General features: G+C 32.8%; 25 protein-coding genes. 13 read left to right on the top strand and 12 right to left on the bottom strand.

Annotated features, from left to right (window positions below):
• The first annotated feature begins 4 nt into the window (after positions 1-4).
• The 12 genes from F0000_RS05115 (at position 5) to F0000_RS05060 (ending at position 12,314) form a co-directional block, all read left to right on the top strand.
• Complete coding sequence (locus F0000_RS05115; protein WP_149623633.1) at positions 5-934, top strand: ion channel; 930 nt, start codon at positions 5-7, stop codon at positions 932-934.
• Between the two features lie 123 nt (positions 935-1,057).
• Positions 1,058-1,849: an outer membrane protein assembly factor BamD gene (locus F0000_RS05110; protein WP_255452623.1), complete on the top strand. Its 792-nt coding sequence runs from the start codon at positions 1,058-1,060 to the stop codon at positions 1,847-1,849.
• 27 nt (positions 1,850-1,876) lie between these two features.
• Positions 1,877-2,209 carry a DNA-directed RNA polymerase subunit omega gene (locus tag F0000_RS05105; protein WP_149623631.1) on the top strand — a complete coding sequence of 111 codons (333 nt, stop codon included), beginning with the start codon at positions 1,877-1,879 and terminating at the stop codon, positions 2,207-2,209.
• 7 nt (positions 2,210-2,216) lie between these two features.
• Complete coding sequence (gene coaBC / locus F0000_RS05100) at positions 2,217-3,431, top strand: bifunctional phosphopantothenoylcysteine decarboxylase/phosphopantothenate--cysteine ligase CoaBC (protein ID WP_149623630.1); 1,215 nt, start codon at positions 2,217-2,219, stop codon at positions 3,429-3,431.
• Complete coding sequence (locus F0000_RS05095; protein ID WP_255452622.1) at positions 3,403-4,311, top strand: DUF4835 family protein; 909 nt, start codon at positions 3,403-3,405, stop codon at positions 4,309-4,311. The genes coaBC and F0000_RS05095 overlap by 29 nt, the downstream gene beginning before the upstream one ends.
• A gap of 78 nt (positions 4,312-4,389) precedes the next feature.
• On the top strand, positions 4,390-6,048 hold the full coding sequence (recN, locus tag F0000_RS05090; RefSeq protein ID WP_149623629.1) for a DNA repair protein RecN: 1,659 nt from the start codon (positions 4,390-4,392) through the stop codon (positions 6,046-6,048).
• A 240-nt stretch (positions 6,049-6,288) separates the two neighbouring features.
• The gene (locus tag F0000_RS05085; protein WP_149623628.1) at positions 6,289-7,104 is read left to right on the top strand and encodes an enoyl-ACP reductase; all 816 of its coding nucleotides are present in this window, start codon (positions 6,289-6,291) and stop codon (positions 7,102-7,104) included.
• A gap of 284 nt (positions 7,105-7,388) precedes the next feature.
• Entirely contained in the window at positions 7,389-8,390 is a 1,002-nt protein-coding gene (locus tag F0000_RS05080) for a glycosyltransferase family 2 protein (RefSeq protein WP_149623627.1), read from the top strand.
• Positions 8,391-8,446: 56 nt separating this feature from the next.
• A complete protein-coding gene (locus tag F0000_RS05075) occupies positions 8,447-9,355 on the top strand; it encodes a hypothetical protein (protein WP_149623626.1) in 909 nt (302 codons plus the stop codon).
• A gap of 10 nt (positions 9,356-9,365) precedes the next feature.
• Positions 9,366-9,944 carry a dephospho-CoA kinase gene (gene coaE, locus F0000_RS05070; protein ID WP_149623625.1) on the top strand — a complete coding sequence of 193 codons (579 nt, stop codon included), beginning with the start codon at positions 9,366-9,368 and terminating at the stop codon, positions 9,942-9,944.
• A 120-nt stretch (positions 9,945-10,064) separates the two neighbouring features.
• A complete protein-coding gene (locus tag F0000_RS05065; protein WP_368668070.1) occupies positions 10,065-11,597 on the top strand; it encodes a sensor histidine kinase in 1,533 nt (510 codons plus the stop codon).
• Positions 11,598-11,600: 3 nt separating this feature from the next.
• On the top strand, positions 11,601-12,314 hold the full coding sequence (locus F0000_RS05060; RefSeq protein WP_149623623.1) for a response regulator transcription factor: 714 nt from the start codon (positions 11,601-11,603) through the stop codon (positions 12,312-12,314).
• Positions 12,315-12,367: 53 nt separating this feature from the next.
• On the opposite strand, the gene miaA is transcribed toward F0000_RS05060, so the two are convergent.
• The 11 genes from miaA to F0000_RS05005 all read right to left on the bottom strand — a co-directional run bounded on the left by miaA (position 12,368) and on the right by F0000_RS05005 (position 24,034).
• A complete protein-coding gene (gene miaA / locus F0000_RS05055; RefSeq protein WP_149623622.1) occupies positions 12,368-13,273 on the bottom strand; it encodes a tRNA (adenosine(37)-N6)-dimethylallyltransferase MiaA in 906 nt (301 codons plus the stop codon).
• The gene (locus tag F0000_RS05050) at positions 13,263-14,096 is read right to left on the bottom strand and encodes an ion transporter (RefSeq protein ID WP_149623621.1); all 834 of its coding nucleotides are present in this window, start codon (positions 14,094-14,096) and stop codon (positions 13,263-13,265) included. Before F0000_RS05050 ends, miaA begins: the two co-directional genes overlap by 11 nt.
• Before the next feature lie 31 nt (positions 14,097-14,127).
• Positions 14,128-16,101, bottom strand: coding sequence for a DUF3857 domain-containing protein (locus F0000_RS05045; protein ID WP_149623620.1), 1,974 nt, complete (start codon positions 16,099-16,101; stop codon positions 14,128-14,130).
• Positions 16,102-16,164: 63 nt separating this feature from the next.
• Positions 16,165-17,550 carry an exonuclease domain-containing protein gene (locus F0000_RS05040; protein ID WP_149623619.1) on the bottom strand — a complete coding sequence of 462 codons (1,386 nt, stop codon included), beginning with the start codon at positions 17,548-17,550 and terminating at the stop codon, positions 16,165-16,167.
• A 156-nt stretch (positions 17,551-17,706) separates the two neighbouring features.
• Positions 17,707-18,369 carry a YggS family pyridoxal phosphate-dependent enzyme gene (locus F0000_RS05035; RefSeq protein ID WP_149623618.1) on the bottom strand — a complete coding sequence of 221 codons (663 nt, stop codon included), beginning with the start codon at positions 18,367-18,369 and terminating at the stop codon, positions 17,707-17,709.
• A 50-nt stretch (positions 18,370-18,419) separates the two neighbouring features.
• Positions 18,420-19,685, bottom strand: coding sequence for a DUF1015 domain-containing protein (locus F0000_RS05030; RefSeq protein ID WP_149623617.1), 1,266 nt, complete (start codon positions 19,683-19,685; stop codon positions 18,420-18,422).
• A gap of 17 nt (positions 19,686-19,702) precedes the next feature.
• Positions 19,703-20,842, bottom strand: a complete 1,140-nt coding sequence (locus tag F0000_RS05025; protein ID WP_149623616.1) for a TlpA disulfide reductase family protein — start codon at positions 20,840-20,842, stop codon at positions 19,703-19,705.
• Positions 20,843-20,953: 111 nt separating this feature from the next.
• Complete coding sequence (locus tag F0000_RS05020; protein ID WP_149623615.1) at positions 20,954-21,490, bottom strand: murein hydrolase activator EnvC; 537 nt, start codon at positions 21,488-21,490, stop codon at positions 20,954-20,956.
• A 137-nt stretch (positions 21,491-21,627) separates the two neighbouring features.
• Positions 21,628-22,515, bottom strand: a complete 888-nt coding sequence (locus F0000_RS05015) for a 3-hydroxybutyryl-CoA dehydrogenase (protein WP_149623614.1) — start codon at positions 22,513-22,515, stop codon at positions 21,628-21,630.
• A gap of 32 nt (positions 22,516-22,547) precedes the next feature.
• Positions 22,548-23,054 (bottom strand): hypothetical protein, encoded by a 507-nt coding sequence (locus F0000_RS05010; protein ID WP_149623613.1) that lies wholly within the window; start codon positions 23,052-23,054, stop codon positions 22,548-22,550.
• 20 nt (positions 23,055-23,074) lie between these two features.
• The gene (locus F0000_RS05005) at positions 23,075-24,034 is read right to left on the bottom strand and encodes a Gfo/Idh/MocA family protein (RefSeq protein WP_149623612.1); all 960 of its coding nucleotides are present in this window, start codon (positions 24,032-24,034) and stop codon (positions 23,075-23,077) included.
• 144 nt (positions 24,035-24,178) lie between these two features.
• On the opposite strand from F0000_RS05005, the gene F0000_RS05000 reads away from it, so the two are divergent.
• Positions 24,179-24,826, top strand: coding sequence for a protein-L-isoaspartate(D-aspartate) O-methyltransferase (locus tag F0000_RS05000; protein ID WP_149623611.1), 648 nt, complete (start codon positions 24,179-24,181; stop codon positions 24,824-24,826).
• Positions 24,827-24,898: 72 nt separating this feature from the next.
• Here the strand turns inward: F0000_RS05000 and smpB are convergent, their stop codons facing one another.
• Positions 24,899-25,360, bottom strand: a complete 462-nt coding sequence (gene smpB, locus F0000_RS04995) for an SsrA-binding protein SmpB (protein ID WP_149623610.1) — start codon at positions 25,358-25,360, stop codon at positions 24,899-24,901.
• Positions 25,361-25,615: the final 255 nt, after the last annotated feature.

Raw genomic sequence — 25,615 nt, 5'->3', positions numbered from 1 at the left:
TTGCATGGCAAAAAAAATAAAAGATCCAGGGATAGGGCTGTCATCTGATAAACAGGCTAAACGTTTTATTAATTCTAATGGATCTTTTAATGTAAAACATATTAATAGACGTACTTCTATTTCGAGAAGCTATAACTACCTTATTAATATTACCTGGATTCAGTTTTTTGGTTGGGTGCTTTTGGGATATGTAGTTATAAATTCATTTTTTGCAAGTATTTATACCGTTTTAGGGATATCCGCAATCGCAGAATCAACCGGAAATATATTTAGAGATTTTCTAAAAGCATTCTTTTTTTCTGCACAAACCGTAACTACTGTTGGATATGGTGCTATGGCTCCAAAAGGAGTGGTTTTTGGGATGATTTCTTCATTTGAAGCGTTAATAGGTTTGTTAAGTTTCTCTTTTATTACAGGGCTGTTGTATGGTCGATTTTCTAAACCAAAATCCAGTATCAGATTTAGTGATGTTATGATTCTCAAAAAACATAAAGGAATAGATTCTATAATGTTTAGGTTGATGAGTAGCAGTACCAACGTCATGATTAAACCCAAAATTGAGGTGACTTTATCATTGTCACAAAAATCAAAGGATAAAGGATACGTTAATAATTTTTTTAGCCTAAAATTAGAAAGAAATGAGATTACCTACTTGCCTACGACCTGGACTGTAGTGCATCCTATCACAGAATCTAGTCCATTGGCAGAATTCGATAGAAAAGAATTGCCAAAATTGCATGGAGAAATCCTTATATTAGTAACATATTATGATGAATCATTTGCTCAAGAAGTACATCAGGTACATTCATATGTTCTTAAAAATTTAAAAGTTGATGAGACATTTATTAAGGCATTTCATTATGATGATCACGGTTATACAATATTAGATCACGATAAATTGGGGGAAACACAAGTTTCAGAATCTGGTAAGTAACAGTTTTTATTGTTTCTTTTTTATTTTGCAACGCGCATTTGTTTTTGAAGTTATTTAATAGATGAATTAAAGTTTTTGTAATACAGCAGAAATATCTATTTTTGCAAGATGTTTTTTTTAACTATGAAGAGATTGTTTTTTTTACTGATTTGCGTGTTGATCTTAGGTTCTTGTAGTGAGTACCAAAAGGTTCTTAAAAACGAAGAAGTGAATCCTAAATATAAGATGGCAGAAACGCTGTATAAAGAAGGGAAATATAAAAAAGCACTACGTCTCTTTGAACAAATTGTGCCTCAATACAGAGGTAAACCTCAGGCAGAAAGAGTAATGTTTTTTTATGCTGATACCTATTATCAGTTAGAAGATTATTATCTGGCAGGGTATCAGTTTGATAGATTTACCAAGTCATATCCCAAAAGTGATAAAAAAGAAGAAGCCGCTTATAAAAGTGCAACAAGTTATTATCACTTATCTCCCAGATATAGTCTGGATCAAAAAGAAACGGATGAAGCTCTAGAGAAGCTTCAGGTATATATTAATGAATATCCTGATAGCGAAAAACTGGTGGAGGCTAATAAGTTGGTTTCAGAATTAAGGAATAAAAAAGAAAAGAAAGCATTCGAAATCGCTAAACAGTACCATCATACAGAAAATTATAAAGTAGCCATCTCGGCATTTGATAATTATTTAATTGATTACCCGGGATCTGTGTATAGAGAAAATGTATTGTATTATAAATTAGAGTCACAGTATTTATTAGCTGTAGGGAGTTATGAAAGTTTGGTAAAAGAACGCTTACAAGAAGCTGATCTGTATTACAATAATTATAAGAAATATTATACAGAGGGGGATTTTACTGACGATGCAGAAGAAATAGCAGAAGATATAAAGGCACGATTAGAAAAACAAGATTAGAAAAACATAATTAGAAAATAGGAGAAGATGGATTTGAAAAAAAGTACTGCACCCGTAAATACGACAACTATTGATAAAAATTTAGTTGATCAGCCTACAGGTAATATTTATGAAGCGATTTCGGTAATATCAAAAAGAGCAAATCAGATCAATATTGATATTAAGAAAGAACTATTAGAGAAATTAGACGAATTTGCAACCTATAATGACAGTCTTGAAGAGATTTTTGAAAATAAAGAGCAGATAGAAGTATCTAAGTTCTATGAAAGATTGCCAAAGCCACATTCTCTAGCCGCTCAAGAATGGTTGGACGGTAAAATATACTACAGAAATACAAAGACAGACTCAGAATCTCTATAAATAACGTATGTCATCTATTTTAAGCGGTAAAAAAGTTTTACTTGGTGTTACCGCTGGCATTGCAGCCTATAAGGCAGCATCGTTGGTACGCATGTTTATCAAGTCTGGTGCTGAGGTGAAAGTTGTTATGACACCCACAGCAAAAGATTTTGTAACACCACTCACCTTGTCTACATTATCCAAAAATCCAGTGCATTCATCTTTTTATAATGAAGAAGATGACAACGCAGAATGGAATAATCACGTAGAGCTTGGTTTATGGGCAGACATAATGATAATTGCACCCGCCACGGCTAATACGTTGTCAAAGATGTCGACAGGTAATAGTGATAATTTATTATTGGCGACCTATTTGTCTGCTAAGTGTCCTGTCTATTTTGCTCCAGCTATGGATCTGGATATGTATAATCATCCATCAACTCACGAGACGTTTAGAAAGCTTCAGGATTTTGGTAATATAATGATCCCGGCAGAATCCGGGGAGTTGGCAAGTGGATTGGTAGGGCAAGGAAGAATGGCAGAGCCCTCGACTATTGTAAGTTTTATTGAGAAAGATATTTTAGGAAAACTTCCATTAAGAGGACAAAAGGTTTTAATAACTGCAGGTCCTACTTATGAGGCAATAGATCCGGTTAGATTTATAGGAAATCATTCTAGCGGAAGGATGGGGATAGCGCTTGCCAGCACTGCGGCAAACTTAGGAGCTCAGGTAACTCTGATATTAGGACCTTCTTCATTAAAGGTATCACATACTTTAATAAAAGTGGTGCCAGTAGTAAATGCAGCGTCTATGTATAAGGCCGTAGTGGAGGCATTCGATACTTGTGATGTAGCAATTGCCTCAGCGGCAGTAGCAGATTACCGACCTAAAAATATAGCAGATCAGAAAATTAAAAAAGCGAGTAGTACCTTTGCCATTGAACTGGAACGCACTACCGATATTCTAAAATGGATGGGGAGTCAGAAGAGTACTCAGTTTTTGGTTGGGTTTGCGCTGGAAACAGAAAATGAAGAAAAAAATGCCAAAGAGAAGCTGAAAAAGAAAAATTTGGACTTGATTGTATTAAACTCTCTTAATGATAAAGGAGCAGGGTTTAAAAGTCAAACGAATAAAGTAACACTAATTAATCATAAATTAGAAATTAAAGCGTTTGAATTAAAGACCAAAACAGAAGTTGCAAAAGATATATTTAATGAAATTAATAGGTTGCGTAATGTATAGATACTTTCTTTTTGTACTATTGATCTGTAGTATTGGTGGTAATGCTCAGGAATTTAATGCAGTAGTGTCTGTAAATGCGGAACAAACGGGTAACCCTAATCTACAAGTTTTTAAAACCCTGGAGCGTTCTGTTACAGAGTTTATTAATAATACAAAATGGACTGAGGTAGATTATAGAACAGAAGAACGAATTGATTGTAGTTTTTTTATAACAATTAATAGTAATGCTAATGATAATTTTTCTGCTACGCTTCAGGTACAAGCATCAAGACCTATTTACGGATCTAATTATAAGACTTCGATTTTAAATATTAATGACAGGCAATTCAATTTTAATTATTTAGAGTTTCAACCTTTAAATTATAATCCTAATAATTTTGAATCTAATCTTATTTCTGTAGTTGCTTTTTATCTATATACAATTCTTGGAGTTGATGCAGATACTTTTGAGCTTAATTCGGGAACCGACTACTTTGAGGAAGCAAAAAATATCGTAGGGACTGCGCAGGGCAGTAACTCTTTGGGGTGGAGCGCACAGGATGGAACCCAAACACGATTTAGATTGAATGATGATTTGCTTTCTGGAACTTATGACGGATATAGATCAGCTATGTATTCATATCATAGAGAAGGGCTTGATATTATGAATACGGATCTTAAAAAAGGAAAAGAAGCGATCCTTGAATCTATGAAGCTATTAGAAGATGTTCATAAAACAAGACCTAATTCATATATCATGAGAGTGTTCTTTGATGCAAAAGCAGATGAGATATCTAGCATACTTTCTGGAGGTCCTCCAGTTAATATCGAAAATGTTATGGCGATATTGGGTAAAATCGCTCCTACATATTCTAAAAAATGGTCAGAAATAAAGTTTTAAGCCTTTATTTTTTTGAAATCTTTTTTAAAACTATAGTATCTTTACTTCCTAAAATAATAACCAAAATATTTCTATCCTTTGTTAAGAAGTCTTTCTATAAAAAACTTCGCTTTAATAGAACAGCTACAGGTTTCTTTTGATACCGGTTTGATTACTATTACAGGAGAAACAGGAGCTGGTAAATCATTACTTCTGGGAGCACTGGGGCTTTTATTAGGAAAAAGAGCAGATCTTAGTAGTATTAAAAATAATTCGGAAAAGTGCGCAATAGAAGGAGTTTTTGATATAGAAAAGTATCATTTGCAGTCTTTATTTGAAGATGAAGGTTTGGATTATGAAAATGAGACGATCATTCGACGTGAAATATTGCCTTCTGGTAAATCCAGAGCTTTTATCAATGATACGCCGGTTACATTACAATCGCTTAATGCACTTGGGGTACAATTAATAGATATTCATAGTCAACATCAAACTCTTGAGGTAACTACAAATAACTTTCAGTTCGAAGTTTTGGATGCATTATCGGAGGTAAACAGAGAAATAGAATCTTATCAACGAGGATTGCTTATTCTGAAAGAAAAGCAAAAAGAAGTAAAATCTCTGATAGAAAACCAGCAAGATTTTAATAAAGAATATGATTATAATTCTTTTCTTTTAAAAGAATTAGAAGAAGCAAAACTCAAACCAGGAGAATTACCTGAGTTAGAAGAGCAGTATGAGACCCTTATAAACATAGAAGAGATTCAGGAACGATTGTCTGCTGCTGTATCCTCAATTGCTTCAGAAGAAATAGGTGTTTCGGATCTGTTGAATGCGATAAAAGTAAATGTGTCCAAAGTGGCTCCTTACTCTGGTGGCTTAAAAGAACTATCTGATCGTATCCAAAGTGTGTATATAGAACTAGAAGATATCAATGCATCTTTACAGGAAGAGTTAGAAAGACTAGAGGCAGATCCGGAACAATTAGAAACGGTAAGTCAGAGGCTTCAGATGATACACAATCTTCAATCAAAACATACTGTTTCTACTATTGAAGATTTAATAGTGATTGAAAAAAATCTAAAAGAAAAAGTATCTAAAACAGCATCGCTTTCTGAGGATATAAAAAAGCTTGAGGAAGAAATCGAAACGATAAAAAGCCAGTTGGATAAAGTGGCTTTTAAAATACATAAGAAAAGAAGTAAGGCGCTTCCTGGTTTAATATCAGAATTAGAAGAGATTCTTAAGTCATTAGGGATGCCCAATGCTACATTTAAAACATCTTTGGAATTACAAGAAGAACATTTATCTAATGGGAAAGATGTATTGACATTTTTGTTTTCGGCAAATAAAGGCGGCACCTTTGGTGAATTAAAAAAAGTAGCATCCGGAGGAGAGCTGTCAAGAATAATGATTGCGATAAAAGCTATTTTATCCAGATACACACAATTACCCACAATTATTTTTGATGAGATTGATACCGGAGTCTCTGGAGAAGTAGCGCATAAAATGGCAGATTTAATGATGGATATGAGTAAAAATCTACAAGTACTTAGTATTACTCATTTACCTCAAATTGCAGCCAATGGACAAAGCCAATACAAAGTTTTTAAAGAAGATGTAAATAATACAACTATAACACGACTCAAATTGCTGAATGAAGATGATAGAGTTAGAGAAATAGCAGAAATGATTGGAGGAAAAGACATTTCTGATTCTGCTTTAACACATGCAAAATCATTATTGAACTCCCCCTGAGTTGTAATTACAAACAGGATGAAGTAGTTTTTGTGATGTGACGAAGTTTTTTTTAGTTTAGGTATATTTTATTTTGAAAAAAAGTTAAAATTCAGGTTGTGAATCTGAATTTAGAAAACAAAAAGATTACTTAAAATGAGTTCAGTATGTAAATCCAACTAAAGTTGGTTTTCTGTAATTAGGGTTAGAGTCGTTTTACTATCTTTGCCACTCATAAATCATCTTATAATTTACTAGTAAATGTCATACAATTTATTAAAAGGCAAAAGAGGAATTATTTTTGGAGCGCTCGATGAAAATTCAATAGCGTGGAAAACAGCAGAACGTGTTTTTGAAGAAGGCGGAAACTTTGTGCTAACAAATGCTCCCGTTGCTATGCGCATGGGGCAGATAAAAACATTGGCAGAAAAAACAAATTCTCAGATTATACCCGCAGATGCTACCTCATTAGAAGATTTAGAAAACCTCGTCGAAAAGTCTATCGAGATATTAGGAGGTAAACTTGATTTTGTTTTACACTCCATAGGAATGTCGGTAAATGTTCGTAAAGGACGCCATTATACAGATCTTAATTATGCCTGGAGCGAAAAAGGATGGGATGTTTCGGCACTTTCTTTTCATAAAACGATGCAGACCTTGTATAAAAAAGAAGCCATGAATGCCTGGGGAAGTATTGTTGCATTGACATATATGGCTGCTCAGAGAGTTTTTCCTGATTATAATGATATGGCAGATAACAAAGCATATTTAGAATCTATAGCGCGCAGTTTTGGATATTTTTTTGGTCGTGATCACAATGTGAGAGTGAATACAATATCACAATCTCCCACACCGACTACGGCAGGGAAAGGAGTAAAGGGGTTTGATGGATTTATAGAATATGCAGATAAAATGTCACCACTAGGGAATGCATCTGCGGCAGATTGTGCAAATTATACAGTATCATTATTCTCGGATTTAACAAAAAAAGTGACGTTGCAAAATCTATATCACGATGGAGGCTTCTCTAATATGGGAGTGAGTCAATTAGTGATGGAAAAGTTTATTGAAGAATAATAAATAATTTCTACATAAATAAAAAAAATGTAGCAAAAAAAGCTCATCCATCCAAGATGAGCTTTTTTTACTCGATACTCGAGATGTAACAACTCCGAGGTTTAGCTCGAAATCAAAATGTTTTATCTAACAAATGCCGCGTTTGCATGCCCAGAAGTAGTTTGCTAACTTAGTAAAGAATTTATTCTCATAAAGAGGTAATTGTAATTAGGGAATGGTACAAATCACTTTATTAAAATAGTATGAATCTGGAGTAAGTTTTTTTGTTTACTTACCTTTGTCCAATGGAGCTTTACTTTTCTTTTATTATCCCTGTTTACAATAGACCGAATGAGATTGAAGAGCTATTGTCTAGTATGAGGGATCTGGAATATGCTGCAGGTTATGAGATTGTGATTGTAGAAGATGGCTCCTCTGTTACATCAGAAGAGATTGTTCGTAAATATAGTACTCAATTAACGATTAGTTATTATCAAAAGTCAAATACAGGTCCCGGAGATTCTCGTAATTATGGTATGCGTAAGGCAAAAGGGAATTATTTTTTAATTCTTGATAGTGATGTAATTCTTCCTAAAGATTATTTATCAACAGTAGCTACTTTCCTGTCTCATAGATATGTTCATTGTTTTGGAGGGCCGGATGATGCACATAAAGATTTTTCTGATCTTCAGAAAGCAATAAGCTTTAGTATGACTTCATACCTTACTACAGGAGGGATTAGAGGTAGAAAAAACACATTGGGTAAATTTCAGCCACGTAGTTTTAATATGGGGATTTCAAAAAAAGCTTTTGAAGACTCAAAAGGTTTTGGGAACATACATCCGGGAGAAGATCCGGATCTTACAATAAGACTCTGGGGATTAGGGTATGATACAACCTTGATACCAGATGCAAAAGTATTTCACAAGAGAAGAATTTCCTGGAATAAGTTTTATATACAAGTACATAAATTTGGGATGGTTAGGCCAATTCTTAATCTATGGCACCCGCAGACTGCAAAAATAACATATTGGTTTCCTACCTTATTTATTGGGTACACCATATTTTCTGTAATTACAGCACTTTTTGGGTATTGGTATTTTCTGAGTCTTTGGGTGTTATATTTAGCAGCTATTTTTATGAGTTCAGCTATGAGTTATAAAAGTTTTTATATTGGTATTCAGTCTGTTATTGCTGTGTTAGTGCAATTTTACGGTTACGGAAAAGGATTCCTTAAATCTTATTATTATATTCATCTTTTAAAAAAAGTACCAGAACAGAAATTTAAAAAACTATTTTTTAAGTAAAAAGTATGTCTAAGGTTAGGTTGAGTAGATTTTCTTTTAGGAGAAATAATGTCAAAATGTTTTTGTTTTTTTTGATATTCACTTCCTTATTATGGTTGTTTATTCAATTTTCAAAGAATTATACGCAGGAAGTAGAGATTGAAATTCGTTATATTAACCTCCCGGAAAATAGAATACTGAATGATTCCAGTGATCAAACGCTAAAACTGATTCTTAATGGAAATGGTTTTAGGATGATGACTCATAGTTGGAGTAAACCCCGATTACAGTTTGATATTGCCAATGCAGATTCTTTTGAAGATAATAATTATTATTTTTCGATTGATATAAAAGATCAGTCTTTAAGAGATAAGCTGGATTTTGAAGGAAGAGTACTTTCTGCCCAAAAAAATACCTTGAGAGCAAAATTAGATGTTACTCTAAAAAAGAAAATACCAGTACGATTGATAAAAGAGATTGGTTATGTCCCTGGATACGGGAGTGATAGAGGAGTGCTACTTCTACCGGATTCGATTACGATACATGGACCAGAAAAGATTGTAGATACAATACACTATATTTATACCGAAAATTTAAAATTAGAAGATCTAAACACAGATTATTCGACTAGTTTGTCTATAAAAACGAATGGATTGCCTGAAGACGTTTATATAACACCAAAAGAGATAGAAGCTAGTATTGTGGTGAGTAAATTTACAGAAGGTAGTCAGGAGGTTCCAATAAGCTTAATAAACGTTCCGGAGGGTAAAGAAATTAAGATTTTTCCTAAAGATGTTATCGTTGTATATAGAGTAGGGTTGGATAAGTATAATGAAATCAATGTGAGAGATTTTAAAGTAGTAGCTGATTATGATAATATTGCAGAAGATAGCTCTTTTTTAATACTGAAATTGGTAGATATACCAGCATCTATTCATGATGTACGTTTGCAGGATAAGCAAGTTCAATTTGTAATTTTAAAATAAACTTAGATTCGTGAAAGTAGTTGGTCTTACAGGCGGTATAGGGAGCGGGAAGTCTACCGTAGCCAAAATGTTTGCAAAAAAGGGTGTTCCCGTATATATTGCAGATGATGAAGCTAAAAAGTTAATGACTAGCGATAAAAACCTTAAAGAGCAAATTGTACATTTATTAGGGGATCAATCTTATATAGAAAATACCTTGCATCGTTCTTTTATTGCAGAAAAGGTGTTTAATGATACTTCATTATTAAAAAAATTGAATGGAATTGTACATCCAGCAGTGGCAAATCATTTTAATCATTGGAAAGATAAGCAAACTGGAAAATATGTTATAAAAGAAGCTGCCATACTTTTTGAGAATGGTAGCTATAAGCAATGTGATTGTACGATTTTGGTAACTGCTCCAGAAGAAATAAGGGTTCAGCGGGTAATCAAACGTGATAAAACTACGAGAGAACAGGTTTTTGCCAGATTAAAGAACCAATGGGAAGATTCTAAGAAGATTCCATTAGCAGATTTTGTTATTATTAATATTAAATTGGAAGAAACTCTGGCTCAAGTAAATAAAATCCATAATAAAATTACTTTATAATTACATTATTTTCAGAATCTTTCATTTTGTTAACATTTGGTTAAACCCTAAAGTAGCTAAATGTTAAAGTCTTACTTTTGACCTATGAATAAAAGGTTATTCGTATTGTTGATAATCCTAATGAGTTTATCGTTAATCGGGATTATTTTTGTTCAGGGATATTGGATTCAAAACACGGTAGAGAATAACAAGGAGCAGTTTTCAGTGAATGCTAAGCAGATTTTAATTTCTGTTTCTAGTAAGATTGAATATAGGGAATTTGAAGAAATGTATTTTCCTTTGATAGAAATATTGGACAGTATAAAAGAACCTGATAACAAGACAATACAACAGTTACTAAATTTAAGTATCGATCGCGGATCATATGCATTTGCAGATGGAGTATTAGAAGAAGATAATAAGCTATTTTCTTCTTTTGTTAACTTTAATATCGATACAGTAAAATTAAAAGAAATATTAAATAGAAATGTTGAAATTATAAATGAAGAAAAAGAAAATAATTTAATTAGGCAAAGATCAAAAACAAAATCTAAACTGGATAGATTAAGCTCTTTAACTGATTTACAAAGAAGAGATTATGAAATAGTGATTGAAGAATTAGCAAATTTTACACCGATTCATAAAAGAGTAAAGAAAGAAGAAGTAGAGAAGCTAATTAAGAAGGAGCTTAAAGAACGTGCCATGAATATAGATTTTGAGTATGCAATATATAGTAATGCATTGGCAACTCGAATTCGTTCAGAAGATTTTAGTCTGGATTCTCCTGCTGCTACTTTTGCAGTACCTCTTTTTCTTAATGAAGAAGGATTTAGCAGATATCAGTTGTATATCAATTTTACAGGTAAGCATAGATATATTGTATCGACAATTAAAGGGATGGCTATTCTATCAATAATATTTACATTGGTTATTGTAGTAGCATATTCCAGTGCTTTGTCTCAATTGTTACAGCAAAGGCAAATATCTCAGATAAAGACAGATTTTATTAATAATATGACTCATGAACTCAAAACACCTATAGCAACTATTAACCTAGCATTGGATGCCATTAAAAACCCTAAAATAAGTGGTAATCAAGAAAAAGTTAATCGATATATGGTTATGATTCGTGAAGAAAATAAAAGAATGCTCGCTCAAGTAGAAAATGTACTGAGAATATCTCAACTAGAAAAAAATGAGTTGAATATTAAGAAAGAAAGATTAGAGATGCATGATATAATTGAAGATGCCGTTACTCATGTTTCATTGATTGTAGAAAATAGAGATGGATACATAAAAATGCATTTGGGAGCTCTTAAATCTACTATTTTAGCAAATGATAATCATATGACTAATGTAGTGGTGAATATTTTAGATAATGCAATTAAATACTCAGAAGGAGCTCCAAAGATTGATATTTATACCGAAAATGTAAAAAATAGTATTGTATTAAAGATTCGTGATCAGGGTGTAGGGATGAGTAAAGTCGCTCAGAAAAAAATATTTGAAAAATTTTTCAGAGAGCATACAGGGGACCTGCATAATGTAAAAGGTCACGGATTAGGCCTTACGTATGTAAAAAGAATAATAGACGACCATCATGGTCAGATTTGGGTGGAGAGCGAACGGGGGAAAGGCTCCACATTTATAACTAAATTACCGTTAATATCTTAAAATATGGAAACAGAAAACAAAAAAATACTGTTGGTAGAAGATGATCCGAATTTCGGAACAGTATTAAAGGATTATCTAATAATGAATGACTATGATGTTGTGCATGCTAAGAATGGTATGGAAGGCTTCGAGAAGTTTAAAAAAGATGATTATGATATGTGTATTCTTGATGTAATGATGCCTTATAAGGATGGGTTTACATTGGCAAAAGAAATCAGGGATAAAAATGAAGAAGTTCCTATTATCTTCCTGACTGCAAAAGCAATGAAAGAAGATGTCCTGAAAGGATATAAAGTAGGAGCAGATGATTACCTTAATAAGCCATTTGATAGTGAAGTATTATTAATGAAAATACAGGCTATCATGCAACGTAAGAGTACAGAGTCTGTAGCAGATAGCAAACAATTTGAGTTTAAAATAGGAGGATTTCATCTTAATTCTAAACTTAGGTTTTTGACTTTTAAAGAGGATGACCCTATAAAACTTTCTCCCAAAGAAAATGAATTACTTCGATTATTAGCATTGCACCTCAATGATTTAATGCCTCGAGAATTAGCGCTTACAAAAATCTGGAGAGATGATAATTACTTTACATCAAGAAGTATGGATGTATATATCGCTAAACTAAGAAAGTATTTAAAGAAAGATGAAAATGTGGAGATTCTAAATATCCACGGAGAAGGATTCAGACTTGTTGTGAGAAGTGATGAATCCTAGATAATAAAAACAACGGTAAATAAAATAAAAAGAGGTTGATATAGATAAATTATCTATATCGATCTTTTTTTGATATGCGATAGTATCAATTCAGTTGGATCTTGATAATCAAACCAACTAATTTCAGGATCTTTTCTAAACCAGGTAAGTTGTCTTTTAGAGAAACGCCGGGTATTTTTTTTAATTTCCGAAATGGCAAAGTCAATATCATAGTTATTGTCAAGGTGACCAAAAATCTCTTTATACCCAACCGTGTTCAAGGCATTAAGATGCTTGTATGGATACAACCCGGTTACTTCATCTATCAACCCGTTATTGATCATAATATCGACTCTTTTATTTATTCTGTCATAGATAATATTTCTATCTGCAGTAATACCGATTTTGATGATATTAAATGGGCGCTTTTTTTGGGTTCTGGTAAGGAAAGAAGAATACGGCTTACTACTACTAATGCAGATCTCTAAGGCTCTCATTACACGGTGTGTGTTATATAGATCTACTTGTTTATAGTATATAGGATCCAGTTCTTCTAGCTGTTGTTGTAAGCTTTCTATCCCTTTTGTATCACATGTTTCTTGTAATTGTGCACGAATTTCTTTATTTACCTTTGGAAAAGTATCCAGTCCCTGAGTAATGGCATTGATATATAATCCAGAACCTCCAACAAGAATAGCATGCGTATGATTCTCAAAAAGGGTAGTCAATGTTTTGAGCGCATCTTTTTCAAAATCTCCAACAGAATACTCTTCTGTAATACTTTTATGCTGTATAAAATGATGATTGACTTGTTCTAATTCTTCAGGATCAGGTACCGCAGTTCCTATATTCATCTCTTTATAGAATTGTCTGCTATCTGCAGAAACAATTTCACAATTAAAACTATTAGCCAACTGAATACTCAAGCTGGTCTTACCAATGGCTGTCGGCCCTGTTATGACAATAAGATTATGTTTCATTGTATAGATTCTCTCCACATTTATGACAGAATTTTGCATGATCGGCATGCATAGTCTCGTTACAATTTCTACAAGATTGTGTATTTGTATAGATTTTCTTTATTTGTTGTGCATATTCAGCACTAACAATTCCTGTAGGAACTGCAATAATGCCATACCCCATAATCATGATAATGGCAGCTAATAATTGTCCTACGGGAGTTATAGGGGCGATATCTCCATACCCAACAGTGGTGAGTGTTACAATGCACCAATATACGCTTATAGGAATATTTTTGAAACCACTTTCTTCTCCTTCTATAATATACATTAACGTTCCTGTTATAATGCAAAGTACTACAACAGCGAATAAAAATACAAGAATCTTAGCTCTACTGTCTTTTATGGCTTTGGCTAATTTATTGGACTCTCCTATATATCTTGAAATTTTAAGAATTCTAAAAACTCTTAATAATCTAAGTGCTCTTACGGTAAGCAATGCGCTAGATCCAACAATAAAAAATGATAAATAAAGCGGTATTGTGGATAGAAAATCTATAATTCCATAAAAACTAAAAATATATTTAGAAGGTTTTTTTATAGAAATAACTCTGGCAATGTATTCAAAAGTAAAAAAAATGGTAATTACCCATTCAGAATAGTATAAAAACGTATACGTTTTTTCAGAAAGCCCTTTAACGCTCTCCAGCATTACAAATACAATACTTAGTAAAATTAGTATGAGTAAGATTACATCAAAAATTTTACCTAATGGAGTGTCTGCTTCATATATAATTTCGTGTAAATTGTCTTTCCAGGTTTTATGTCGTGTTTTCTTTTCCAAGATGTTTGATTTTGACTAAAATACTAAAAAATCAATTAGTTTTTTTTATGGTAATCACAGTATTATTTTCCATATCTACGATAAGATTAAAAAACTCTTTTAAAGCATCATAAAATTCCGGAGGATAGTAGGAAGATGTAAATATAATTCTATGATTAATTAATAGTTTATTGCCCTGTTTTTGAAAGCCTAAGCTCAATTTCCCTGTGCTTTCAGGAAGTTGATAATTTAAGTTTTCAGGAATATCCAGAAATTCAAAGTTTTCAGGAATTTCTATAGAAACTATATATGTATAGGAATCTTTATAGCCAAAATCTACAGGATATGTCCTTTTACTCAGTTTAAAAGGATTTTCTTTAAAGAATGGATTGAGGAATGGATTAATAAATAATAAATTATCTGTTTCTTCATATTCTTTTTTGATCAAGAAATTTTCTATAAAGGGTTTTTCAATTTTAGTAATGTTTTTTAATGTAGCGTCTACAACTTCAATTTCATCGTTAAGGTTTTTGATCTTTTTTAGATATGCATTTTGAGATGTTCTCTGGATGCGTTTTCTCTTTGTATAGCCATGATGTCCAGAATATACATATTCTAATTTTCCGGTAACACTATTATTTTCTTTAGAAAGTTTTAAATCTTCATTATAATAATGAAAAGATTTCATGCTAGATTTAATATCTACCCAGTAACTTCCTTTTTTAAAATCCATCAGTCTCCCATACTGATTTAAACATCTATAAGGAACCTCACCAAAAGGCAATAGTTTTTCGGTAGCATCTAATAGGTACTTTTTTCCGTCTAGAGATAGTTGTATGATGATATAGTTAAAATCAGAAATTATAGGGTAAATTTTTGTAGCGTATCCATTCTCTCTTGTGGATACCAAAATCGGACTTACATCAAATCCCTGTTGTTTTAACGTGTTATGTAACAGGATATTGATACCAGAAACATTACCTACTTTGTTATCTATGACTTCTTTTATTGTAACATCGCTGAATATTTTATATTTTCCATTCCAGGTATAAGTATTGCTAATGAAACTATGGATGTTTTTAGCTTTTTCCAGCGTATTAGGAGTGGTAAGTATCGAATCAGGAAGGATATTTTTAGTGCTATTTATTTTTTTAAGCTGTAATCCTATTCCTTTTTCTGATTTAAATTTTTTATCTACATCTTTCCAGGTTTCTGTATATTTTTTGTTTTTTCCGTCAAACCCGTTATATTCTTTTAATTCATAATTTATTCGTGAAAAATAATTCTTTTTTGCAGTCATGTATTTTTCTTCTTCAAAAGCAGGAATATCTTTCATAATATATACATTATGGGAACAATCGGCAGAAGCTCCGTTTGCTATTTCCAGGCATCTTTTGATTAATGTCGATTCATTGGTATCCAGTGTAAGGAAACCAACGAGTTTTATGTTGTAGATATAATTTCCAGGAAGATCAGAAATATATTCACTATACAGCTTAGGGATATCATCCTGAAAATCCCAGCCATTAAATTTGAATATATATGGCGATTCTTTTTGATATGAATAGGTAATTACAGAGCCTGGTTTGATATCGGGAAATGTAAACTTTACCAAGGTATAGTGTTCATCATATTGTTCTCTATAGATATCACTTTCTTTTACCTTTGTTCTTATAATCTTGTTGTTTTTTAGATTATACGTATATGCCAATATTTTTCGAATTTTCTCTTTCCTGTTTTTATCTTTGTATAAAAGGATTTCTATAGTAGCTTCGTTGTATCCATTTGGGTTCAGTATTTTGATTTTTCGCTCATAATCTGTGAGTAAATTGTATTTATTACCATTTTCTACTCTGCTAAATCCTTTTTCATAAATATAAAAAGCATTAGCCGTTGTATCTTTTTGGTATTTGGAATTTTTAAGATCGTCTCTGCTTACAACCATACTTTTATCATTGTAGATTTCCTGAGCCTGGGTTGTCATAAAAAAAAGAGCAGAAAAAATGATAAGTAACTTTTTATTCATTAGTAGTTATATAATGTTGTTCTATATAAGTAAGTGTGTTATCTTATCAAAAAGTTACCCTGATTAGTTAATTTTATTCTCACTGCTGGATAATACGATGGTTTTTAATTTTTTATTCTGCCTTAGATAACTTTGTATAATATGTTGAGCATCCCGATTATGATGCATAGGAGTAATAATAGATCTCAGTATATCCAGATTATTGATTTGATGATTTAATGTGAAATATCCAATACCCATAAATTTTCCGTTTTCTATAAGAATAACGGCTTGCTCATCAATATCTCTACCACGGTCAATAATAATCATATCTTGTTTGCCTAAAGAATAATTATGAATCAATTGCTGTACTCTAGCATTGTATTCTTCTGGGGATTCTTCTAGAATGCAAGCCCCCAGACACTTTTTGATCGTATAATTAAAGCAGTTATTTTTTCCTTTGTCCAGATTCATTAATTTTTGGCATAAACTATATTCGTCTACCCAACGATGCATGAAAGATTTAGCTTGTTGTCTATTGGTAAAAGTTGTGACACTGGATTTACGACCATCTACCTTAGCTACCTTTAGGTTTATATATCCTTGATCATCTGTAAATTGATATAAGGCCTGGTCAAATTTCACTCTTTTTAACGCCCGGTTGTATTTTGGTTTAATACGTTTGATTTCCTCATTTTCTTTTAATAGTGCAAGAAGTTCACTTCCTGTAATCTCATAGTTTACATCTGTAACCTCTTCCTGGATTTTTTTTGATTTTTTATTTTCATTGGTAAAATGCTGCCGGATGCGTTTTTTGATATTTTTACTTTTTCCGATATAGATAATAACACCATTTTCATTGTGTATGTAGTATACGCCAGTTACAGACGGAACCTTTTCTAATAGTTTTAATAATTTATTATCAATCTGTTTTTTAGTATCAGATCGTACAGTTTCTGTAATGATCTTTTTTTCTATATCTTTTGATAGCAATAACTTAAAAAGTTTTACGGTAGCCTGAGCATCACCATTAGCTCTATGCCTGTCAGAAAGAGGAATTCCTAATCCCCTTACTAGTTTTCCCAGGCTGTAGGATTGCTGATCGGGGATGAGGATTTTTGATAATTCTACGGTACATAGTGATTTCCTTTCGTATTGAAAACCAAGTCTTTCGAATTCTGTTCTTAAGATTCTGTAGTCAAAACTTGCATTATGGGCTACAATAATACAATCTGTGGTTATCTCTACAATTCTCTTAGCTACCTCATAAAACTTAGGCGCATTATGTAACATTTTATTATTAATCCCCGTTAAATTAACTACAAAAGGTTGTATTGGACGCTCAGGATTAATCAAACTAATATATTGATCTACTATTTTATGACCATCAAATTTATATATTGCAATTTCTGTTATTCCTTCTTCATTATATTTACCTCCTGTTGTTTCTATATCTAAAATTGCATACATCATACGTTTTTGGCAGGATATTTTTTTATAAGTTAATTTATATTAAAGTTACATTTTTTACTCGTTAATCGAGATTTAAATGCTCCGAGGCTAGCCTCGAAATCGAAATGTTTTGTCCAGTAAATGTCTCGTGAGTTTGCTCTCCGAGATAGTTTATTATGGATAATTTCTTGTTCCAAAAATGGAACTCCCTATTCTTACCATGGTACTTCCACAATCAATAGCAAGTCTATAATCACCACTCATACCAATGGATAGTGTGTTTATTTCAGGAAAATCAGTTTTTGTTTCTTTAAAAAGACTGTGTATACTTTTGAATTCATTTTTAATCTGCTCCTGATCTTCTGTAAAAGTAGCCATACCCATAAATCCTTTGATCCTAATATTAGTAAACATTTTTACTTCCTGAGTGTTTAGTAGCTTAACAATATCATTTTTATTAAGTCCAAATTTACTGTCTTCTTCAGCAATTTTCATTTGTAAGAGGCAGTTGATAATTCTTTTATTTTTAGAAGCTTGTTTATTGATTTCTCTCAAGAGCTTTAAGCTGTCTACTGCATGAATTGTGTCTACATAGGGTGCCATATATTTTACTTTGTTTGTCTGCACGTGACCAATCATATGCCATAAGACATCTTTTGGCATTTCTTCCCATTTCTGGGTCATTTCCTGAATTTTATTTTCTCCAAAAATACGTTGCCCTGCATCATACGCTTTTGCGAGATCAGCAATAGGTTTGGTTTTAGAGACAGCTACAAGCATAACTTCTCCAGGAATTGTTTTACGGATGTAATGTAGGTTTTTCTCAATAGAATTCATAAAGCGTAAATATACCTAAATTTATATATATCAGACAGGTACGTTTTTTTTTAGAGATGTTTTGTTTGTACATTGTTTTCAAATTCATAGATGGTAATGCCACTTCTTAGTTTAGGTTCGATATAGGTGCTTTTAGGAGGCATTTTTAAACCTTGATCAGCAATTCTCATCATTTGATCTACTGTGGCGGGATATAAACCAAAACCAACTTCAAACTCGCCCTGATCTATCATATTCTTAACATAAACAATATCATTTTTTCCATGAGAATATTCAATCCGGGTATCAGATCTGAGATCTCTAATGCCAAGAATAGGCGCTAGAACAGTTTGATACAAAATTTGAGCATCTAATTCTTCTAATGCATTTGTAAAACTATAATTTGTTTTTCTCAAATATAATGAATAAAACTCTCCGCCCAGATACATACTAAAATGATGAGGTTTGGAGGGTTTGTAGACTTCGATTCCTCTATTTTCAATACGAAACCATTCATCGAGGTGAATCAGGAATTCTTCTTTAGACAATCCATTAAGATCTTTGATCAATCGATTAAATTCATATATTCTCAGATCTGATTCAGGAATCAGGTAGCCCATAAAGTAATTGTATGCCTCTGTTCCCTGATGATTAGGGTTTTTGGATGCCAGATCTTCTGTTAGTAAATAAGAAGAAGCAGATCTATGATGACCATCCGCAATATAGATAGTATCCAGCGTATCAAATGTATTTTGTATTTTCTCTATATACTCTTTTCCTGATACTCTCCATAAGTAATGGGTATCCCTGTAAGTAGAAGTAAATTCATATTCAGCTCTTTCCTGAATGACTTCCTTGATTATCTGGGAGATAATTGTATTATCCGGATAGGTGAGGAGTACAGGTTCTGCATTAAAACCTACGGTTTTTAGGTATTCCTTAAAAGTATTTTCTCTGTCTTTTAATGTGTTTTCATGTTTTTTAATAATATTATTTTTATAATCTTCTGTGCTTGCCGCCGCTATAATACCGCAAAAAATTTCTGATTCTCTATTAACGATTTTGTAAACATAATAGCAGGGGGTTTCATCTTGTATAAAAATTTCTTCCTCTTTAAACTCCAGATATCGATTACGTACCAGTTTATAGCGCTCTTCTCCAGAAATTTCTTTATGATATTTATAACCCGGGTTTACGATATGCAAAAAGGAGTAAGGATTATAATCCATTCTGGCATCACGCTCCTCTGGAGTATAACTCTGATATGATCGCGAGGCAATCAGGCTAACTTTGTCTCTAGTAGGTCTGACTGCCTTAAAAGGAAGGATTTTTGCCATATAGTTATTTGTGAATCTTATTTAAATAATTCCTTAAGTTTGTTCTCTAATTGAGGACCTCTAAGGTTTTCTGCTATGATAGTACCTTTATTATCTATAAGAAAATTATAAGGTATCGATTGTATTTTATAAATGAGTGCCGTTCGCGATTTTTCACCTTCCGGATCTCTAAGATTTACCCAAGGCAGCTGATCTTTATCGATAGCCTGTATCCAGTTGGATTTCTTTTTGTCTAGCGATACGCCTACAATCTCGAAGCCTTTATTTTTATATGCCATATATGTTTTGACTAAAAAAGGATTTTCTTTCCTGCAGGGAGCACACCAGGAAGCCCAGAAATCAACTAATGTGTAGTTTGCTTTTGTATCAGATATGCTAACTTGATTACCATCAGTATTCGGTAACTCAAAATCAACATAAGTATCTCCTATTTCAGGTTTTTGCGGAAGTGTCAGATAATCATTAATTAGTTTACCTTTTGTAGAAGCCTTAATAGGATCAGAAAAATTAGCGTATAATTCTGCAATGTCTTTTTTATCCCAAGACGCTTTATAAACATCCAGCAGACTTATGCTAACATATGAATCCGAAAAGTCTTTTATAAATGTTTTCATTATTTTTTCTGAAGTTTCCTTAATTAACTCTTGCTGTTGCCTGATAGAATCCTGGTTTTTTTCATTGACCTTTTGCATTTTATACATGAGTTGGATACCACGATATACCTTATCCAGGCTATCCGTTCTTTTTGTCAATTCCTGCTGTTCTCCTTGCGCCTTTCCTGCAGAAACTTTTGCTGTTTGCAACTTTCCTTTTTCTGCATAAATAGTGATGTCCTGATTTTCTACCCAGCTAAAAATATAACCATCTTGAAAATTACGGGTATGAAAAACCATATTTGTTGGTTCCTCTACTGACCCACGGAATTCAAATTTTTCTTTGATAAGAAAGGTGGAATCTACAGGTTGGTTATTTACATTACGGTATATCCTGGTGCTGTCTGGCATATTTTTAATAGTACCATATATGATATATTCATCAACTCCTCGTTTAGAAACGGCTTTCTCTACAGAAGAAGCCTTTTGATCATTTTTGCAAGATGCCAATAGAATGCAAAATATAAGGATTATATATAGTGGAGTACTAAGTTTTAAATTCATAATAAGTAGTTTTTACTAGTAAGTTTTTATTTTTTTGTTTTCGTTACAAGAAACTAAAAAATTGATTGTTATTAAAATAACGATGACAACGTTGGTTTTCATATTGTTTTGTTAGTTTCTTTGTATGAATTTAGTTGGGTCAATATATCCTTTTGTATCCTCAGCATAGCCACCGCCAATATCCATAAAGATATTATCTCTGATTTCCAGGTGAAGATGTGCCAAATATATTCCATTAGCAGTACCGATAGTTCCGATCAGAGTTCCTTTTTTAATCAAGTCTCCTTCTTTTACTTTTATGGTTTGGCAATGTGCATATACAGATTCATAATAGTTGCCTTCATATCGATGAACAATGCGAATTACGTTACCCCAACCGCCTTTGATATGCTGAGCAAAAGAAACATAACCATTTGCTATAGAATAAACAGCATCCCCAAGATCCGAATTACCACCACCAATTCCGTTCCAGTCGTCGCCCAGATGATTGTTTTCTGTAAACTTCTGAGCATTATAGTATCCTGTTGCATTGGGTTTACCTACAGGGAAATCAAAATTTGGGGCTATAAAATCAGGATGCTTGGCAAATAAGGAATCATACACAGCATATCTGTTCTGGATAAGGAGTGTTGCGTCTGGTATAGACATCTGTATTTTATCTATTGTCGTGATACTTTTTTCTTTATATGAAAAAAGTATTACGAGAAGTATAAGAATGGATATAGAACGCTTCATCAATTTATAAAACTGCTATTGTATATCTCATCAGAGATTTATTTTGTTTGTTATTTAAATTGTTTAGCTAGCTTTTCTGCTTTTTTGTTCTCAGAATAATCATAAAAACCTTCACCGCTTTTTACACCTAATTTTCCGGCCATTACCATATTGACAAGAAGTGGGCAGGGAGCATACTTGGGGTTTTTAAAGCCATCATACATTACATTAAGGATCGAAAGACATACATCTAATCCTATAAAATCAGCTAATTGTAGTGGTCCCATAGGATGTGCCATGCCTAATTTCATAACCGTATCAATTTCTGATACTCCAGCAACGCCATTATATAAGGTTTCGATAGATTCATTAATCATAGGCATCAGGATTCGATTGGCTACAAAACCAGGGTAGTCATTTACTTCTACGGGGACTTTGCCTAGCGTTTTAGAGACTTCCATGATCGTGTTCGTGACTTTATCAGAAGTGTTATATCCTCTGATAATTTCTACTAATTTCATCATAGGAACAGGGTTCATAAAATGCATCCCGATAACCATTTCTGGTCTATTAGTGACAGCTGCAATCTGTGTGATAGAGATCGAAGAAGTATTTGTTGCCAAAATGGTATCTTCAGGACAGGCGTCACTAAGTTCTTTAAAAATGTTTAATTTGAGATCTACATTTTCTGTGGCAGCTTCAATAACCAATTCTGCATATTCTACACCTTCTTTGATATGGGTATGAGTAGAAATATTACCAAGGGTAGCTTCTTTGTCTGCCTCGGTGATTTTTTCTTTGGCAATCATCCTGTCCAGATTTTTAGTAATAGTCGCGATACCTTTATCTATGGATTTCTGAGAAATATCGATAAGCTGAACTTTAAAACCTTTTTGGGCAAATGTATGCGCAATACCATTTCCCATGGTTCCTGCACCAATTACTGCAATGTTTTTCATTATTTTATGTGTATTGTGATTGTGTATGCTTTTTAGTTATAGGAGATTTGGCGTTTGTTGTTTAGTTTATTTTTTACATATTTTAGCCACTTATCGTGTTTAGAAATAATAATCTCTGCCGAAGCCATGGCTCCAATGGCATCAGGAAATAGCAGATATGTCTTTCCTTCTTCAAATGTGTGTAACGGTTGACAAACACAACAAGGATACGGTGATCTACCTGTGTTTTCTGCCCAAAATGAACTACTGGTATGAGACGAAAAATGATTTTTAATAGGTGTATCCAGATACGATGGTATGATGATCGCCGAATCTTCTTTTCCTTTAAGAACTTCCAAAATTTCGAAAGTATAATAATCTCTATTCTCTTTTCTCTCGTAGAATATGGCTTTTGCCAGAATTATATTTTTGGATTGCCAGACTAATTCTTCTTTATTCCAATATGATCCTGTCTCAGGGGTTGCACAAAAATCAATTTTGTGCTTATGGTAGGTCGTTGCTAAGATTAACGGGATTGAAAATAAGAGAAATAATTTCATTATTTATGTTTATTTAATTACTAAAAACATTCAATCACTTTTAGGGCAACTTCCAGGGCTTTTTTTCCGTGTTCTAATGACACGATAGGGGTTGTGTTATTTTGTATCGCTTTTGCAAATGTATCTAATTCATCTAAGATAGCATTATTAGAAGGGACATTTGGATTATCAAAATAGATTTGTTTCTTTATACCTTCTGCATTTTGTAAAATCATATCAAAATCACCAGGTTTTTCTGGAGCGTCTTTCATTTTTACGACTTCACATTTTTTTTCAAAGAAATTTATAGAGATATAAGCATCCCGTTGAAAGAATCTTAATTTTCTCATGTTTTTGAGGGAGATACGACTTGCTGTAAGATTGGCAACACATCCATTTTTAAATTCGATTCTGGCATTTGCTATATCAGGTGTTTCGCTAATTACAGAAACTCCACTGGCACTAATATTTTTCACTTCTGAGTTTACCACACTAAGAATGGCATCAATGTCATGAATCATCAAGTCTAATACCACTGGGACATCAGTACCTCTGGGATTAAATTCTGCGAGTCGATGCGCTTCGATAAACATAGGATTATCAATTTTTGATGCGACAGCTGTATAAGCAGGGTTAAATCGTTCTACGTGTCCAACCTGTCCTTTTACGTTTTGAGCTTTAGCAAGGGCTATTAATGTTTCTGCTTCCTCAACAGTATTGGTGATCGGTTTTTCTATAAATACATGTTTACCAGCCAGTATAGCTTGCTTTGCTACTTCAAAATGAGCAAAAGTTGGAGTCACAATATCAACCATATCTACAGCATTAATTAAGTCTTCTACAGAATTGAACAGTTGATATCCAAACTCTTGTGATATAGCTTTTGCTTGTTGCTCATTAGAATCATAGAAACCAATAAGATTATAATTTTCGGATTGTTCCAGAAGGCGTAAGTGAATTTTTCCAAGGTGTCCTGCACCAAGTACTCCGGCTTTAAGCATAGTTGAAGATTTTACACAAAAATAGTATTATTTATAAATTCTAAATCTTAATTCCTGCTAAAATGTAAAATAATCAGGCTAAAGCAAAAATTGTTTGTCAATCTTTAAAATCTTTATGTAATTTTAGCCTGTTAATATACCTTAATGAAATCTAAAGATACGCTAAAGCACGCAGGAAAAAGGAAGCAATTGGTTGATGTGCTTGTCAAAAAAGGAATCAAAAATAAGGAAGTGCTTTCTGCAATCAGCAAGATACCCAGACATTTGTTTATGGATTCTGGCTTTGATGATCATGCATATCAGGATAAGGCATTTCCTATTGGTGCAGATCAAACTATTTCTCAACCATATACAGTTGCTTTTCAGACAGAGTTATTAGAAGTAAAGCGTGGAGATCAAGTGCTGGAAATAGGCACAGGATCTGGATATCAAACTGCCGTTTTGTGTGAGTTGGGAATAAAAGTGTATAGTATTGAGCGACAACGAGAATTGTTTAAGAAAACTAAACTGTTTTTACCTAAATTAGGGTATAGCCCTAAGCATTTATCTTTTGGTGACGGTTATAAAGGATTGGAGCAGTATGCTCCTTATAAGGGCATTATTGTAACTGCAGGAGCTCCATATGTTCCTAAGCCTCTGATGGCACAATTAGCGATTGGAGGACGATTAGTCATTCCGGTAGGAGATGATCCACAGATAATGACATTGTTTATTCGTAAAAATGACACACAATTCGAGAAACACGAGTTTGGAGAATTTCGTTTTGTCCCTTTATTAGAGAATAAGAATTGATTGGTACAGCAATAGTAGGGTTTAGAATTGAAGACTTTTTTGGGATATTTGTTTGTTCACTAATCCATAAAACTATTTGTAATTCTTTTTGATCCTATCCAGAGTTCTTTTATTGTCTCGATCTTTTATTGTTTCACGCTTATCATATAACTTTTTACCCCGTGCCAAAACGATATCTAGTTTTGCCAAACCTCTATCATTAACAAAAAGACGGGTTGGTACTATGGTAAGCCCCGAGTTTCTGACTTCTTTTTCCAGTTTTTTGAGTTCTTTTTTATTTAATAGTAACTTTCTTTCACTTTTTGGAGTATGGTTAAAATATGTGGCGTGAGAGTATTCTTCTATATTCATATTGATGACAAAAAGTTCTCTTCCGTTATGAAACTCACAAAAACTCTCGGCAATTCCAGCTTTTCCTTCTCTTATTGCTTTAATTTCTGTTCCTACAAGTTTAATCCCTGCGGTATATTTATCCAAAAACTCGTATTCGAATTTTGCTTTTCTATTAAGTATGTTGATCCTGTTTTGACTCATAAAATATGTTACAAAAATGATTTGTAAAGATTACAAAAATACAAAAGCTTTGCTTAAAGAAAGCGTATACTAGCCGTTGTTTGAATTTACTATAATAAAAAATATATTTAATTTTATTTTTATTCTGAAATTAGGATAAAAAAAGACAGGCTATTCTATTAAATTCATAGAATAAATGGTGTTCGTACCTTATTTTGTATTGAAGCTGTTTACAGCTATAATAATGATATCAGTTCTTAGGTGAGATCACCGCAA

This window comes from Aquimarina sp. RZ0 (assembly GCF_008370685.1).
Lineage (GTDB): Bacteria > Bacteroidota > Bacteroidia > Flavobacteriales > Flavobacteriaceae > Aquimarina.
The sequence above is the reverse complement of the archived record's forward strand: the minus strand, read 5'-3'. Positions and strand labels throughout refer to the sequence as shown.